Annotated in this window: 18 protein-coding genes and 3 pseudogenes; 4 read left to right on the top strand and 17 right to left on the bottom strand. The window is 33.4% G+C overall.

Features of this window, described 5'->3' with window-relative positions; genetic code table 11:
• Position 1: 1 nt before the first annotated feature.
• The 13 genes and pseudogenes from ADJ83_RS22115 to ADJ83_RS22055 all read right to left on the bottom strand — a co-directional run bounded on the left by ADJ83_RS22115 (position 2) and on the right by ADJ83_RS22055 (position 9,314).
• Positions 2–1,363: an IS4 family transposase gene (locus ADJ83_RS22115; RefSeq protein WP_048717268.1), complete on the bottom strand. Its 1,362-nt coding sequence runs from the start codon at positions 1,361–1,363 to the stop codon at positions 2–4.
• A gap of 89 nt (positions 1,364–1,452) precedes the next feature.
• On the bottom strand, positions 1,453–1,986 hold the full coding sequence (locus ADJ83_RS22110; RefSeq protein ID WP_053094387.1) for a hypothetical protein: 534 nt from the start codon (positions 1,984–1,986) through the stop codon (positions 1,453–1,455).
• A 22-nt stretch (positions 1,987–2,008) separates the two neighbouring features.
• A complete protein-coding gene (locus ADJ83_RS22105; protein WP_031539646.1) occupies positions 2,009–2,554 on the bottom strand; it encodes a DUF402 domain-containing protein in 546 nt (181 codons plus the stop codon).
• Between the two features lie 15 nt (positions 2,555–2,569).
• Positions 2,570–3,145 carry a histidine phosphatase family protein gene (locus ADJ83_RS22100; RefSeq protein WP_031539648.1) on the bottom strand — a complete coding sequence of 192 codons (576 nt, stop codon included), beginning with the start codon at positions 3,143–3,145 and terminating at the stop codon, positions 2,570–2,572.
• Between the two features lie 36 nt (positions 3,146–3,181).
• Entirely contained in the window at positions 3,182–3,724 is a 543-nt protein-coding gene (locus ADJ83_RS22095) for a DUF4269 domain-containing protein (RefSeq protein WP_081836713.1), read from the bottom strand.
• 2 nt (positions 3,725–3,726) lie between these two features.
• Positions 3,727–4,581: a DUF2785 domain-containing protein gene (locus ADJ83_RS22090; RefSeq protein WP_051641019.1), complete on the bottom strand. Its 855-nt coding sequence runs from the start codon at positions 4,579–4,581 to the stop codon at positions 3,727–3,729.
• A 16-nt stretch (positions 4,582–4,597) separates the two neighbouring features.
• Positions 4,598–5,113 (bottom strand): GNAT family N-acetyltransferase, encoded by a 516-nt coding sequence (locus tag ADJ83_RS22085; protein ID WP_051641020.1) that lies wholly within the window; start codon positions 5,111–5,113, stop codon positions 4,598–4,600.
• Positions 5,114–5,240: 127 nt separating this feature from the next.
• The gene (locus ADJ83_RS22080) at positions 5,241–5,651 is read right to left on the bottom strand and encodes an NUDIX hydrolase (RefSeq protein ID WP_031539656.1); all 411 of its coding nucleotides are present in this window, start codon (positions 5,649–5,651) and stop codon (positions 5,241–5,243) included.
• 111 nt (positions 5,652–5,762) lie between these two features.
• Complete coding sequence (locus ADJ83_RS22075) at positions 5,763–6,470, bottom strand: DUF4367 domain-containing protein (RefSeq protein ID WP_031539658.1); 708 nt, start codon at positions 6,468–6,470, stop codon at positions 5,763–5,765.
• A complete protein-coding gene (locus ADJ83_RS22070; protein WP_031539660.1) occupies positions 6,454–6,981 on the bottom strand; it encodes an RNA polymerase sigma factor in 528 nt (175 codons plus the stop codon). The genes ADJ83_RS22075 and ADJ83_RS22070 overlap by 17 nt, the downstream gene beginning before the upstream one ends.
• Before the next feature lie 131 nt (positions 6,982–7,112).
• Entirely contained in the window at positions 7,113–7,886 is a 774-nt protein-coding gene (locus tag ADJ83_RS22065; protein ID WP_031539662.1) for a GNAT family N-acetyltransferase, read from the bottom strand.
• 52 nt (positions 7,887–7,938) lie between these two features.
• Positions 7,939–8,679 (bottom strand): amidohydrolase family protein, encoded by a 741-nt coding sequence (locus ADJ83_RS22060; protein WP_031539664.1) that lies wholly within the window; start codon positions 8,677–8,679, stop codon positions 7,939–7,941.
• Between the two features lie 20 nt (positions 8,680–8,699).
• Positions 8,700–9,314: pseudogene (locus tag ADJ83_RS22055) on the bottom strand (histidine phosphatase family protein).
• 341 nt (positions 9,315–9,655) lie between these two features.
• Here ADJ83_RS22055 and ADJ83_RS22050 point away from each other — a divergent pair.
• From ADJ83_RS22050 to ADJ83_RS22040, 3 genes are all read left to right on the top strand, one after another.
• Positions 9,656–10,537: a ribokinase gene (locus ADJ83_RS22050; protein WP_031539665.1), complete on the top strand. Its 882-nt coding sequence runs from the start codon at positions 9,656–9,658 to the stop codon at positions 10,535–10,537.
• A 218-nt stretch (positions 10,538–10,755) separates the two neighbouring features.
• Complete coding sequence (locus tag ADJ83_RS22045) at positions 10,756–10,956, top strand: helix-turn-helix transcriptional regulator (protein ID WP_031539668.1); 201 nt, start codon at positions 10,756–10,758, stop codon at positions 10,954–10,956.
• Between the two features lie 2 nt (positions 10,957–10,958).
• Positions 10,959–11,393, top strand: a complete 435-nt coding sequence (locus ADJ83_RS22040; protein ID WP_031539670.1) for a hypothetical protein — start codon at positions 10,959–10,961, stop codon at positions 11,391–11,393.
• Positions 11,394–11,431: 38 nt separating this feature from the next.
• Here ADJ83_RS22040 and ADJ83_RS22035 read toward each other — a convergent pair whose 3' ends face one another.
• Together ADJ83_RS22035 and ADJ83_RS26380 are read right to left on the bottom strand one after the other, a co-directional pair.
• Positions 11,432–11,662 (bottom strand): hypothetical protein, encoded by a 231-nt coding sequence (locus ADJ83_RS22035; protein ID WP_414630351.1) that lies wholly within the window; start codon positions 11,660–11,662, stop codon positions 11,432–11,434.
• A gap of 163 nt (positions 11,663–11,825) precedes the next feature.
• Positions 11,826–12,386, bottom strand: a pseudogene (locus tag ADJ83_RS26380) (AAA family ATPase).
• A gap of 174 nt (positions 12,387–12,560) precedes the next feature.
• Here ADJ83_RS26380 and ADJ83_RS22025 point away from each other — a divergent pair.
• A complete protein-coding gene (locus tag ADJ83_RS22025; RefSeq protein ID WP_031539677.1) occupies positions 12,561–13,091 on the top strand; it encodes a hypothetical protein in 531 nt (176 codons plus the stop codon).
• Between the two features lie 91 nt (positions 13,092–13,182).
• On the opposite strand, the gene ADJ83_RS22020 is transcribed toward ADJ83_RS22025, so the two are convergent.
• Positions 13,183–14,055, bottom strand: coding sequence for an AraC family transcriptional regulator (locus ADJ83_RS22020; RefSeq protein WP_031539678.1), 873 nt, complete (start codon positions 14,053–14,055; stop codon positions 13,183–13,185).
• Positions 14,056–14,144: 89 nt separating this feature from the next.
• A pseudogene (locus ADJ83_RS22015) lies at positions 14,145–15,614 on the bottom strand (Msr family ABC-F type ribosomal protection protein).
• Positions 15,615–15,960 lie beyond the last annotated feature (346 nt).

Genomic DNA, 15,960 nt, shown 5'->3' with positions numbered 1-15,960 from the left:
CTCAACTTTCGCAGAGTGATATCGGCAAATAAGCCTTGATATAATTAGGAAGGCCAGCGATCCACTGTTCAAGTTGACTTTGAATTATTTTTTTGATTTTCTTATTCGTTTGTTTAAGTGCATCTTGAAGAAGCTCGATCAATTGCTGTAATGCGACAGCCCAATCAAGTTCATTTACTTCATCGCATAATTCGTAAAACAGACCACCTATTGTGCGTTGATCGGTATTACAGCGATTCTGCCACGACAGAACGATAAAACGAGAAAACACAATCGTTGTATGGCAAATAAGCGCGTCATATGAACGGCTTTGGAATTCTTTTTCAAGTTTCAAAAGAGATTTGGCCGCCTTAAAGAATACCTCGATATCCCAGCGCATTCCATAGATTCGGACGATCTCCTGTTCTGAAAGAGTGCAGTCTGTGCTGAGGATGGCAAGCCAGTCGCTTTTCTTATTTCTGTTTTGAATGAATACCACTTTAATTGGTGTTCCATTAGCCATGATCGTATGGATGGAACGAAGAATTCCTTTCTTGGATTGAATGGGTCCAGCTAGGCGGTATAGTTGCTTTAAAGAAACCATCTCCCCGTTTACGTTATAACGTTGTTTTGTTTCTTTGACCATACCAATTACGTCTAATCCTTGATCCACAATAGACTTTACAAGTGGTGGCAATGTAAACCAAGAATCCATAAGGACATAACTTGCATCTATCCCATTGGCTAATGCACGTTTAATCATGTCAGGAACTTGTTCAGGCTCAGTTTGTAATGCATTTTCTCGACGCTTGTATCCACAAGTACGTTTATCAATTTTTTCAGAGATACCATTGATTTGAGACTTTTTTGAACTGACTAAAGAAAAGTCAATTGGCATAAATGTATAGCCATCTGACCAGCCCAAAGTGAGCATACGAAACCCCTTAAAGAAACGCATTTTCAGGGAAGCATGATCAAAACAACGAGCGAGAAGCTCTACCTTTTTACTACGATTTCGGTCATACGCAGAATCATCGATAATCAGTACTTTTGGACGCTCTTTATTCGTAAGGCGAGTCACCTTTTGAATAGTAAAAATGCTCAACAGTAGTAAGAAACGGCGCCAATTAAAAGTTGATTGGTTTAAAAAGCGATAGACGGCATCTTTGGCTGGAAACTGATCGGCTTTCTTTGAATCAAGAAGTGAAAACCAATTTTTGTGCTGGAAAATCAAACAGAAAACAAGCTGAAATAAGTAGGAACAGCTGAAACCGAAGGATTTTTTAATTCCTGCTTGGCGCAGGTGTTTATTCATTTCAAGCTCAGAAAAAACCGAATTAAGTTCTTTTGGTAGTTGATTGTTTTGGCTATTTTGGTCTATCATATAGGGAGCACCTCTTCTGTATGGTAGTGTTTTCTCTACAATTACACTATACCAAAGAATGAGGTGTTATTTCATTTTATTAAACACTGTCAAGCAACATATTTAATAGACCATAGACGCAATACAACTAACGATTTGCACTTATTTTTTTGGTGCGAAAGTTGAGTGATAAGTATACCAATGATTCCCATCAAATTTGCCATCATAACATATTGCTGCTTCCAAAACGCAACTGCAAGAAATATTACCCAAATACTCTTTAGGATATTGGCCATTAATTCAAATGGTCCTGATAAGGTTGCCATCAGATGATTGCTTATTGCTTGCGGTTGACTTACTTTTTCGCTATGTACTATATGACCTGTCTGTAAACTCATTGTCATAATCATCATAGATAAGTATACTGTCCCAAAAATCATACCCATTTTTAGGCTATCAGTATGTAGTATCTCATATAATGTAATCGGAATAGGCAACCACATTGCATACATAAATGCCATTAGAATATGTATAAATCCAAATTCGTTATTTTTAGCAAGCTTAGGAAACTTTACAGCAAGGATGACAAATAAGACGATTCCTATCCAGCCTAATACTAGTGTTGATATGATAATTGGTATCAATCCTTTCGAGCGATTTATTTAATTATTTTAACTTCTTCTCCAGCTGCTTTTTATGTTGATCGGCTAATGCTAATAAGCGGAATTGATCCTGTTTTAATTGTTCTAAAATATCACTCGCTTCTTTCCATGCTAAGTCATACTGTTCATTCGAAATATAATTGTCTTTATACGCATTCACCAGTTCTTCTTCATCCAGTAAATAAATTTCTTTAGTTGGCAATACTACAATATCTAAAAACAAGTCATCCATCCAAGGAACCTTATCTTCTGTTCCATGTTCAAGACAGATATCAATATACCATTGGACAATATCTCCATCTTTATTAAACATAGTAGTGATAGAGTGATTTTTATTTAATGGATATTGGTGAAGCCACATATAGCCGTCATTAAGTATACAAACCTCTTTCTGGTTATACCTTTTGGTTACTGATTCCGCTACCTTTATGGAATGAAATAGTGACAAATATCCCGTAAACTCATCCGTTATTATAAACATTTGCGCATATTGCTTTTCTAATATCCGTTTCCAACCTTTATGGTTTCCGTATTTTCTTTTTACCGGCATACTCACCCAACTATATCAACAATTTATCCGAAACCACCCTGTCTCTTTCGGAAAGTCATCTCTACTTAATTGTCTACCCGTTATTAACTGGCGATAGGAAGTTATTGTGCCGTCATGTGACACATTATAGATTTTCTCGTTTTTTAATCTTCTACAATTTACTAAGAATTCTTCAGCGTATCTTGTAAAATCCCTTTCTGTAGCGGTGTTAAATCCTTCCATCCATAAAGCTACTCGTGGATTGTCATCCAATTCAAAAGAAGGAAATGCATGTAATATATTCTCCTTTTTCATCATTACATCACAAGGCAATGTCTGCTTATTTGATAAAAGAGGGAACATTCTTGGGGATACATAAGGAGTTACTATTTTTTTGCAATCCACACCATCCGTCCATAGCATAGCTGTTTGCATAGTTCTTAATAAAGGACTAATAAACACAATATCCTGAGTGCTTAATGGAAGACTTTCCTTTAGCTTCTTTGCTTGGTCCATTCCCTTTTTTGTGAGAGAAGGATTTCTTTTATGTAGACTAGCTGGTAAATTAAGCGTGTGTTCTCCTTCTCCATGCCGGATAAAGATTAATTCCATTTATATCCCTCTTTTATATAAATTCTCCGCCTGTGTTTAAATTAATCTCTTCTCTTTCCCATATTGGATCAAAGAATAATAAGAATCTCCTTTTAACCCTAGAACCTGACAAAAAGCTGGCTCTGTTTTATAGCCCTGTTTCTTGAGTTTAAGTATTTCTTCCTTTATTGCTGGATTTATCCTTAATATTGCTTGTTCAATAATCATATGGAGATAAGCAAATTGCTGTTTAACCGGAATAGGCTGACCGAATAATTCAAACTCGAAGCCATTAAAATAGAAATTCGCTTTTATTACATCCACTTCTCTAATCATTAATCTTTTGAGACGAAAATAATCCATTTCACCAAAATACTCAGTTACAATCTGTTTAAAATTTTCAAATTCGTATACTTCCATAATAATATCTAAATCTGAATCCTCTATATCCACTCCAATTGGAATGGTTCCACAAAGGATTGGCTTATAAGGATGTAAAATTTCGTCTATTTTTAATTTCTTTAATGCTAAATATGCTCGTTGCTGCTTTGCATTTCCTACTTGTAAATAATCTAGTGTATCAAATATTGGCCAGTCCATCTTTAATAAATCTCCTTTATAGTTTGGATTACGACTGCCTGCATAGATGATACGGAAGGTTTGTTTAATATTTCCAGCAATAAACTCTTTAAGAAATTCTTGCAATTTGCCACTAAAAACCAATAATTCTCTTCCTCTAATTTTTTCTTATATATCTCTAACTCATTTCTTATATTTTTTATAAAAGTTTCTAGCACTTCCTTTTCTAAACCGTTATCTATCATTTGTACAATAGGAACAATCACTCGTTCTTCTTCATCATGAATATAGACACTTTCAGTCTGATAGATTTTCCCAAAAATTGCCTGTAGCATTTCTGGGTAATTGCTTTGCGTTATTTTTTTACTTTTGACAAGCTCATCGAAAGCATCTGCCACATGCGCCACACTATGTGCCCATCCTTTTTCCTTAACATATCCCCTTACATCTTTTTCAAGATTTACATAGCTAATCAGTTTATCCTTAACTTCAAGAACCTTCGCTACTGATAAGAAATCATCACGATTGTCTTGATAAAGAATAAGTGCAATTAGTAAAGAGGTGAAAGAACGAGTGAAAACAGAATCCGTATCCTTTTCCCCAATTCCCTTAAACAAAAATTGATCACTTAAACAGGTTTCTAACAATTCACATAAAAAATGCTTTTCTAGTTTGTTTTCCATGATTAATTGACAAAAGGTGTGATAAATCAAGTTATCTCTTAGCTTACTATCTGGTGAACCAATATGTATAAGCATAGATTTTACAACTGTCTGTTTTGTTTTTTCATCCCATTCTATTTCTTCAGATTTTCTATTCCCTAGAAAGTGCTTCAACTCTTTTTCCTTCATGGGAATTATATTTTCTATTAGATTCAATTTCTCACTCCTATATTTAATCGTGTATTTTAATAAAATCTTCTTTCCTTAACCGGAATAGAACTATGTCTTGATTACTATCTTTAATAAGATTGAATCCATAATTTATTAATAGTTGTTGTCCTGCAGTATTATGGATAGCCACACGGTCTGCCATCACTTCTCCTCCAAATTCATTAAAGAAATAATCCAGAAGTAAATGAATTGCCTCTTTTGCATAACCATTTCTACGATATTTATAAGCTATTTTTATATTTAACTCCGCTAGGTGCTTTTCATGATCAAATCGATGGAAACTTACTTCCCCAATTGGAATGTCTTCATAAGTATAAATAAAGCAGTAGAAGTTGGTTCCATCTGTTGGTTGAACCATCCGTTGGTACCATCCTATTCTCCTACTTTCCTCAAACTCAATTGTACCGCCAACATCCATCATGGTATCTTTGTCAGCCCAAAGCCATTCCACAAACCCTAGTTCCTTCCACTCCGGCTGTTTAATATAAACTTTTTCTCCTAAGCTTTTAAATAACATGGCTGTGTTTCCCTCCTCATTACCTTCAAAAATTATAACATTAATCATAAAGAAGAAATTCACTTTTTCGAAAAATTCAGATACCTGACGAAATTAAAAATGACCTTCAAGAACAAAGGCCATTTTACTAAAAAGAGATTTTTCTATCAAAGTATTCTTTCACTTTTTTAGCTACGAATAGTGGTTTTACAACGATAGCTGATAAATCATCTATATCTACCCACATTGGCAAATATGTTCCTCGCTCTGGAGCTCTTTCCGTAAATTCTTCTCCTTGACCTGTTCCAATACTGCCGCTGACGATATCTGCTAAGAAAAAATACTGGGTTCCTTCATATTCTATTTCTGCTAAGCATTCGTTTATTTGGACGGTTACACCTAATTCTTCAAATGCTTCACGTTTAGCTGCTTCCCTAGGCGTTTCTTCTGGCTCGATACCACCACCAGGAAATACATAATAGATAGAATTATTTCTACTTCTTTTAATAAGACATAGCTTATTATCTTCCATAATAACTACTGACCCTCTATTTCGCATTAACTTTTCCCCACTTTTTTAATGATATTGGTTCAATTATATACGTGAAATGGAATTATAAAACTATAATAGCTAAATTCTCATCAAATATTGTAGTGTACTTACACAAACTCAGTAAAATTCAATCATTTCCGCAATGCTTATTAAATCCTGCTTATCTTCAACACCTGTAATCGTATATTGATAGTTCTTTGTTGGAATAATTAATTTGAGATCATTTTTCTCATGGATAAGTACTGCTAAATGTTTATTAATGGTTATTTTCTGCTCTTTTTTTACAAAACTATTTTTATCATTACCATATATATTTTTTTGTTTTTTCTCTGTATGTATGGAAAGAAAGCTTCCGTCTGACAATGGAAAATCTGCGTTTACTAGAATAGAATTCTTTACCTTCGTCGCACTTATTTTCGGTTCACCAGTTATCTTAAGTGAAGATAATTCAAGTGTATTTAGAGAATAAGGAATCCCTGCTTCCTCTGATAGAAATACCTTTTTTTTATTTTCGATTTTTTTTTGTTCTTTTGCTGTAATAATAACCATTTCTTCTAGATCAAATGGTTTCTCATCATTTACGCTATTTCCCTGAACTTTATGAAATTGTGGAGATTCCATACGAATTAATAAGAAGAGTATAGTCGATACTACGAAAAGTGCTATGAAAGGAAATACTTGAAATTTATTTCGCCTTTTATTATGAAACTGCATCCTCTCCTCTAGCTTTAAGCGTGTAGCCTCTTTTCGTTTCTTACCCCAATAGATATCTTCTTCTAAATTTGTTAATTCAAAATCAAGCTGTTCTTTATATAACTTTCCCATTTAAGGCTCCCTCCTTTTTTAATTCTTTCTCCAATGATCGAATAGCCCGAAATAAAGTAGATTTCACCTTGCTTTCTGACCATCCTAAAATCTCTGCCGTTTCTTCTATAGAAAACTCCTTCAGTTTCCTTAGTATAATGACCTCTCGATAAGATTTTTTTAATGAACTTAATGCATGATAAAGATCCAGCGATTGTTCTTTCATTTGTAAAATCTCATCTGGCAATGGACAATCATCTTTTTTTAGTAAAAACGCTTCTTTTATAAGTAGTAACGGCTTCTTTTTTCTAATCATATCGACGGTAAGATTATGAGCAATTCGATAAAGCCACGTTTTTTCACTGGCTTGTCCTTTAAAAGTATCCAAACGAAGAAATGCCTTAAAAAAAGTCTCGTTTGTTAAATCTTCTGCCTGCTGATAATCTTGAATCATAATTAAGATATATTTAAAAATAGCATCCCCGAACTTTTCATACCATTCTAAGATAATTTTGTCTTTTTCCTTCTCCACTTTTTCCCCTCCTTTTAAAAAAGTTCTATGTATAGACGGATGAAGTCTTTAAAAGTTTTACTTTTTTATAATATTTTCACAAAATAAAAAGTGGAGTCCTTCAAATAGGCCCACTTTCAGTAATTCTCCGTTTATATTTTTAATACCGATACTTCCCTCATTCGTTTCATCGCAGAATGAACCGTAAGCCGATGATAGGATATCAATTGATTTTTATAAACCACACCATAAACGCCATATGGAGTTGGAGACAGTCTTAATAATTCTTCTCGCGATTGTAAAAGGTGGATTTCTGCCTTAATATCTAACTTTGTTGCTGCTTCTATTACATTATCGATTGCTATGTCTATATATGGGCATTGCTTTGTTCGAAGGATGGTTAATTGATTGTTATAACGAGTTAGCCGTTCTTCCCAGTCATTAGGAAAATAAGGATTTGGTGCATCTTCCATTTTGTAGACTAATAACTCAAATCCATATGGAGCCTGATCTACTTCAACAAAACCCTTTTTTATAAAAACTTCTTTACTTGGTGTCCAAGAAGTTGTTGGATTTGTTACAACAATAACGCCATTCTTCTTATGATCTTTGGCATCTTGAATAACCTTTTCAATTAGGTGAGTGGCGTAGCCTTTCCCAGTTATATTAACCCAAAGGCAATGTATGACATAGTAATTTTCCCCATATACTACTCTTGAGGAATGTTCAATTGGTGTATATTCAATAAAACCAGCCAGCTTTTCATTCTCCAACATTTGAATATATGTTAAGCCTTGTCTAAATTGATCTATTAACCAAACTTTTTTCCCTTGATAGCCTGTTGACTTCGTTTTGCTTCTTAAACAATAACAACCTGTTTCCTCTATATTTTCTGTCGTTAATTCAATAAACTCTATATTATCCAACAGTTTTCTCCTTCCTATTATTATTATTTCACTCCAGATTTCAGTAAACAATTTATTTAAAATACCAATCCATTGCATTTTGATATAGTACTAGATGTGATTCTTCTCTTATAGCATTCAAAATAATGTCTATATCAGATACTTGAAATGGCCGCTTCGCCCTTGTAGAAGGTAAATCTGTACCAAACATTAAGGCATTTGGATTTACTTCATGTATTTTTTGGAGAGCTGTAACTGGATCAAAATCAAGTCTCCCAAAACCAGTTGCCTTTACCTTTACTCCTTTTTCGACCAAATATAGTAGACTTGAAAAGCCAGTTTGAGATAATCCTAGATGATCAATAGACACAGCAGGTAGTTTTTCTATTAATGCAGCAATGTCTTCTAAATCATTCGAATTGATGTAGATTTCTGAATGCCAACCAACTAATTCAAATACTCTTCTTGCTAGATACTCCATTTGTGAAATTTCGGCAGAGCCACCACGTTTTAAATTAAATCGAATAGCTTTCACACCAACTTCATTTAATTGAATAATTTCTTCATCTGAGACACTAGCAGGTAGTTGTGTTACACCTACGAAATTACTGCCTAAATTGTTTAATGCTTGAACTAAATAAGATTGGTCAAAGCCTTGGAATGATCCTGAAACAATTGCACCACCTACTATATTTAAATTTTTTATAGCATTTAAATAGTCATCTGAAGTGAATGTATTTGGTATATAGCCTTGGTTTTCTATCAAAGGGAAATGATTATCTATAATATGAAAATGTGAATCAAAGATTTTCATTTTATGTACACTCCTATCAATTATTTATCCTGCCTATGCGTTAAATCGCCTTCTAATACAATCTGAGCTGTATCATTAACCATTTCTACAACTGTGAGACTCGTATCGTAGATAAAAGGAGGTTCCCAAATTTTTTCGATTGGCAACTCTTTAAAAATAGCTAATAATACTTTTATAACTACTGAATGTGTAACAAGGAGAATATTACCGGAAGAATACTTGTCTTGTATCATTTTCAAAGCTTTAGATACTCTTTTTTTCACTTCAAAAAAGTCTTCTCCATTTATGGATTTATACTGATGAGGAGCATTCCAAAAGAAGTCGAATTGTTCTGGATAATTATCTTTTAAATCAGCTAATGTTTCTCATTCCCATATCCCCATATTGATTTCTTTTAATTGATCATCTGGAATAAGGGGAATCTTTCTATCCCCTTTAATAAGATTCGCTGTTATTATGGTTCTTTGACTCGGGCTCGTATGAATAGCATCAAACTCAATGTCTTTCAATCTATTGCCTAATAATATCGCATTCTTTACACCATTTTCCGTTAACGATGAATCACTCCATCCTTGCATCCTTTTTTCTGTATTCCATTTTGTTTCTCCATGTCTTGTTATGTAGAGAGTAAGCATTTTTATCTCCTAACTCTAATAGATATAACAAAAGTTACTTTTTATAATAAATTTGTATTATTATCGTAATTCAGTATAATATCACCAAAATTCTATTGGTTTTGGGTTGTTTATCATGTATTTTTATCCTAGTGTGGTTCATTTGGTTTCTGAAAATGATGATCACTAAGCATCTAAAGACTATTGCAAATTAACTTATAAGACAGGTATTTTTTTGAAGTCCTTTTTATATATACTTCCTAAATATTCCTGTTCTCTACTACTTTAACAAATTTCTCCCATTTATATAAAGAAAAATCAATGCTATTCTATAAATAAGTAACTTTCAAGAGGTGTAATCATTGAAAATATTAAATTTCGGTTCTTTAAATATTGATAAAGTTTATACTGTCCCTCACTTCGTTTCTGCGGGAGAAACATTATCTTCTACTAATTATGAAGAATTTCCTGGAGGAAAAGGGTTAAATCAGTCGATCGCTCTAGCAAAGGCCGGAGCAAAGGTATTCCATTGTGGTAAGATTAGCAAAGATGGTCTTTTCCTAAAAGACATTTTATCTGAATCCAATGTAAATACGGATTGGATTGACGAAAATGGAAGCACGACAGGCCATGCCATCATACAAGTGTCTTCCAATGGGGAAAATTGCATTCTTTTATTTGGTGGAGCAAATAAAGAAATAACGATAGAGCAAATTAATCACGTTCTTGCAAATTTTTCAACGAAAGATATTCTCCTATTGCAAAACGAAATTAACCATTTAGAATACATAGTGGAAACAGCACATAAAAGAGGCATAAAAATTGTGTTTAACCCTTCCCCAATTGATGAGAGTTTGACAACATTAGATTATTCTAAAATAGATTACTTAATTTTAAATGAAATTGAAGCAAAATCTATTACAGGTGAAGATTCAACGGATAAGATTTTTCAACAGCTTCTATCCTTGAACAATCAAATGAAAATTGTTTTAACATTAGGTACACAAGGAGTCATTTATAAAGATAGTTCACAAGAGTTTAGTCAAGCAGTCTATAAAGTCAATGCGGTTGATACCACCGCAGCTGGAGACACATTTTTAGGATATTTCTTAAGCCAGATTTCTCAGCATGCCGACATAAAGAAAGCTCTGCAAATCGCTTCAAAAGCAGCATCTATTGCTGTAACACGTAAAGGTGCCGCTTCCTCCATCCCTACATTGAAGGAAGTTATGGAATCTATTTAAATATATTTAGCCTTATCAAGGGAGAATCTTCAAAGTGATGTCTCCCTTTTTTTATGAATCTAGTTCCACTCTTTAATAAACCTTTTTATTTTCTTTCATTCTGGCATTAATTAATATAATTTGTAAGATTATGACCTTAACGGAATATATATATTGCATTAAGTAATATATAGTATATATAATGTAATATATATATTCCATCCATAAGGAGAATGCTATTGAAAAACAAACTAAAAATCGCTCGAATTCAAGCCGATTTAACGCAGCAACAATTAGCAGATAAAATCGGAGTTACGCGGCAAACAATTAGTCTTATCGAAAAAGGGAAATATAACCCTACTTTAAAACTTTGTCTTGAACTCTGTTACACCGTTAACAGAACATTAGATGAATTATTTTGGGTAGACAAGGAGGAATAATGATGAAAAAAATAAATGATGAACGATTAATAATGAAAAACTTGCAAAACATTCGTATCGCTTATATTATTCAAACCATTGGTATACTTGGAATTTTAGGTTATGTTTTAGTAACAAAAGGGATGGATGGCATGACAGACAATCCTGTATGGTATGTATTCATTGTTACTGCTATTGTCTCCGCCTATCTATCTATGAATGTTAATGTGGACCATGAAAACCGTAAAAAGGACCCTAAAAAAGGATTATATCTTTCTATTTTAATCATCACTGTTCTCTCTTTTTTTATAGGCCAGCTTGTCATAAATACTGATGGGTATAAATTAATGAATGGTGTGTTAATTGGTGGAATAATATTTATATGTTGTTTAACTCCCGTCTTATATACATATTACTTACGAAATAAGCGAGAAAGGGATATAGACGAAGAAGAATGAAATTATCCTCGCAAAAAAATACATAATCCACTCTAATCTTATATCCCATAGTGAATCATGTATTTTTTTGCTTCCTGTGCTTCTTTTATTTTTATAGCTAGATCGATAAGCTCCTCCGATTTTCTTCTTGTTTTATTAGACAAAACGATATCTAAAAATATTGGTAACGACTCAGGAGGAATGAGCGTTATTCCGTTGTATGCTAAACCATTAGCAGGTCTTTCATATGTATGGAAATATGTTTTCATCATCGCTAATTGTTTTATCATCTCTTTTATAAAATCATCATTTACTGTGACACAATTATAAAGATCAGGTGTGTATTGATTGTATACTTGCTGTTTATTAAAATTTTCGATGATACCAAATTCATGGAAAATATGCCTTCATCCTTTCAATAAATTATTGCTAAACTCCTCTTTCTTTTTACTATCATAAATTAAATATTTCTTTAATTTGTTTTGCAACTTCCTCTGCACTTTTGTTTGTATTATTAATTCGCAAATAATTTCTATTTTTTATTTCTCCTGGTAAAGAATTTAAGCGATAGGCTTCCATGGATGTTTTCAAATCATTTTCAGACCAAGCGATATCTCTTTTACTAGGTTTATGTTCAAGCCGATTCGGACTTTTATTTCTTTCAATTCTCTCCTCTACATCTGCTTCTAGCTCAACGAAATAAACCGATGCCCCTCTTGATTCAAAAAGCTCGCAAACCTGACTTACATAATCCCAATCTTCTTTCATGTCAAACGCCCACACGTAAGCGAAGATGATGCCATTCAAATCACTTTAGATACCTCTTCGAATATTTCCTTACGAAACAGCCCCACTAACCTCTTACCAGCTACTGTTCCATTAATCAAAAAATGTACTAACTAAATCAATGGTCATATGATTATGGAATAACTTTAAATCTGTTACTTTTGATAGTTCTTGGCCAACAGTCATTTTCCCGACTGCTTGTGGGCCTACAATAAAAACTAATTTCAATACCTTCTCCCCCATTTCATTTTCAAACTATAATTTTTTATTTTAACAAAGAATAATCATAATACAACAAAAATTGGAAATATGACGTAAAGACCACATTACCATTTACAATATTAACCATCTGTACTAAAATATATTTTAGTAAACAAATTTTTAGTAAAGGTGGTTAATATTGTGAGCTTACTTGACGTCTATTTACAAAAGAATGGAAAAAAGCGTTATGATGTTTTTAAACAAACTGGCATAAGTCAACAAATGCTAGCTGCCGTCAACAAAAAGAATGTCAGCAGCTATTCAGTAAAAACCATTCAAGCTATTGCTGAAACAGTCGAAAAAAGCGAAGGAACAGTATTAGATGAACTTTTGCAATTAGAAAAGAACACTGCCTATTTTGAAGTATACAATACAGAGGATTTACTGCTCGCCTTTGCAAACAAAGAATCCCATATTTTAATTAAAGAGGATTATAAAAAAGAAATCGAGGAATTGGCAAAAACACAGCTGTCAGAGACAGAAACATTAGGTCTTGAATTAGGTTCATCTGGTACCATATACATTCTAGGTGAAATTTTTTATCAGCTTGCATTGAAGCTAAGTAATAAAAATACCGATCAAAAGAAGCTGGAAAACGATATTCGAAAATATAAACTGATGAAACTTAATGAAAAAGAATATCTTTTGTATTATAAGCATTTGGATTATTAAGCAATGGGAAGGCAAATTTTGAGTCGCCTTCCCTCTCTTAAGTAACTCTCTCTTATTAAACCGTCTTAAAAAACTTTATTTACAAATGCTGCTACCTTTTACTAACAGGTATCCAAATTTCACATGGTACTTTCGGAGACTGTAAATCTTTACTTTTAATTGATAGGATTTCAGGTCCTTGCATTTGTTGATAGCCTGAAGATGGGAACCATTCGGCATAAATATTTCCCCATACTGTCTGTACTGTTTCCGGAAAAGGACCCTCTGACTCAAACACAGCCCAAGTTAGATTAGGCACTTCTAAAGCTGCAAAGCCCTTTGGACAGGATTCTGTTGTAGCAACCCCAATGTAATGATCAAGAGTACCTTTTTCCATCATCCTTTCTTCTGAAAAATTTGTCGATGCTTGAATTATCCCTCTTGGTTCCACATTTGATAGTTGTAGTAGTTCACTAATCTTCTCTTGCCCTAGCTGCTTCCACATAGCATTGATTTCCGGGTTCTCCCCTTCAAAAATAATCGGTACTTTCTTCATCATACCTACTATATGAAAAGCATTCTTTTCTTCTATTCGGTAATTCATTTCGACTCCTCCCTTAATGGTTAATTGGAAGGACATTCGTGGATATGCCTTTAATGGGATTCCCTTAATTCTCGCTTCAGAAGTCGCTATTCCATGAAAACGTTGAAATGCTCTTGTAAACGAATCAGGTGATGAATAGCCATATTTAACGGCAATATCAATAATTCTTAAATGGCTATTCTCTAGCTCGAATGCAGCAATCGTTAGCCTTCTTTTACAAATATACTCTGTTAGTGATATCCCAGCGAGAAACGAAAACATCCTTTTAAAGTGGTACTCAGAACAAAGAGCAATCCTAGCAACTTGCTTCATATCTATTTCTTCAGACAAATGCTCTTCGATATATTGAAGAGCCTGATTCATTCCTTTAATTACATCCATTTCATGCCCTCCCCTTCTTTATAAAATTTACCAAACAAATTTAACACGCTTCCGACTTTTCTTGCACAATTCATGCAAGATTCCATGTATTATTCAAATTTCTTCAAAACTAATTGATTATTTTCGATTTCATATATATAATCTGCAATACGCTCAATAAATGCTTGATCATGTGAAACAAGAATGACTGTTCCTTCATATGCTTTTAAAAATCGCTCTAAAGCTTCGATACAATATATATCTAAAAAGTTTGTCGGCTCATCCAAAAATAGGACATTATATCTTCCTAGAAAAAGCTGACATAATGTTAATCGAATAGCTTCTCCCCCACTTAATTGGCAGACATTCTTTTTTAAATCATTCCCTGAAAAATTCGTCGAATGAAGAACAGAACGAATTTTACTTTCTCCATAATCACTCTTTTCTTTCATATAATCCTTGACTGATTGGTTCTTTATAAATTGATAGTCCATCTGTTTATACATACCAAGAACAGCATTCGGAGAGATAGTAACTCCCTCTTTTTGATGAATGATATAGTTTAAAAGGGATGTTTTCCCTGAACCATTCTTTCCAGTAATCACAATATTCTTTCCTAATGGAAATTGAAAGCTTACGTCTTGAAGCAGTATTTTTTCTCCTGTTTTCAACATAATTCTGTCGCCCATAATGGGAAACTTATTATGCATGGTAAGCGTTTCTGACTGTTGAAACCGCAACTGTTGTTCGTTTTTAGGAGCTTCTACCATTTTCAATTGTTCTACTCGCTGTTCCATCGCTTTTGCTGCTCGTTGAACAGACTTTTGGCTTGTATCTTTTGATTTAGTCATAAACATTTTATTAGCTTTTGCTTTTGTTCCTTTTTTAGAAATATGGCCGTTAGCCTGCGTGATTTTGTCTGCATTTTTTCTTTTTACTTCCGCCGCATTTACAAGTAGAGTTTTCTCCTTTACATATTTCTCATGTTGCTCCTGCTGTTGTTTTCGCTGTAGTTCCTTTTGAGCAGTATAATCGGAATAATTCCCTGTATATTCCGTTACGATTCCATCCTCTACTTCCCATATTTTCGTCACTAATTTATCAAGAACAGTCCGGTCATGACTGACAAGAATAAGCGCACCATAATAGTACTCTAATTCTTCTAATAAGAACTGTTTTCCTAACTTATCCAAATGGGTTGTTGGCTCATCAAATAATAAGCCTTCCCTTTAGTTGGAGAAAATCTCTGCTATTTTGAGTTTTGTAAGCTCCCCTCCACTAAAATTTTCTAATGCCGTTTTAGGGATAGAAAGTTTTCCGATTAAGTCATACTCTATTTCTTTTTTCTCAGGTGGGTTTAATTGATCAAAATAGGCGAAATCTACAAAACTATTTATTTTTCCTTTCTCTGGCTGAATCCTACCTGCCATTAATTTTAGCAAGGTGCTCTTACCAGCTCCGTTCTTCCCTACAATACCAATTCGATCAAACTGATGTACAGATAATCTTGGTATGGTTAACACGATCCGATCTAAATACGCAATTTCTATATTTACTAATTCAAGACATACTTTTTCCATTATTTTACCCTCCATTGGTTATTTTCCAATAAAAAAAGCACAGGCAAATGTCCTGTGATCTCGAGTAAAAGGGGAAAAACTACCTTCTTAAGATAGAGTTATCATTAATTGCCCTGTTATTAAAGGCAAATTAAAAAGGCAGAAATATCTACCTTTTAGCATTCCATATAAATACAACTCAGTTGTTACGATTGAGTCAAGTTTTTGTGGGAGTTTTTTTATAGCTCCCTTTTTTATAAAGTAAAACCTCTAAGATTGTATCCGCTTTCTAATTGGTTTTGTTCTTCCAACTGTTGATTCTCTCTTTTTTTAAAAACCTTTTAATCCCTGTAAGGCAAAGTGAATG

This window comes from Bacillus sp. 522_BSPC (genome assembly GCF_001076885.1).
Lineage (GTDB): Bacteria > Bacillota > Bacilli > Bacillales > Cytobacillaceae > Niallia > Niallia hominis.
Note: the sequence above shows the minus strand (reverse complement) of the source record. Positions and strands in the feature narration are given on the sequence as shown.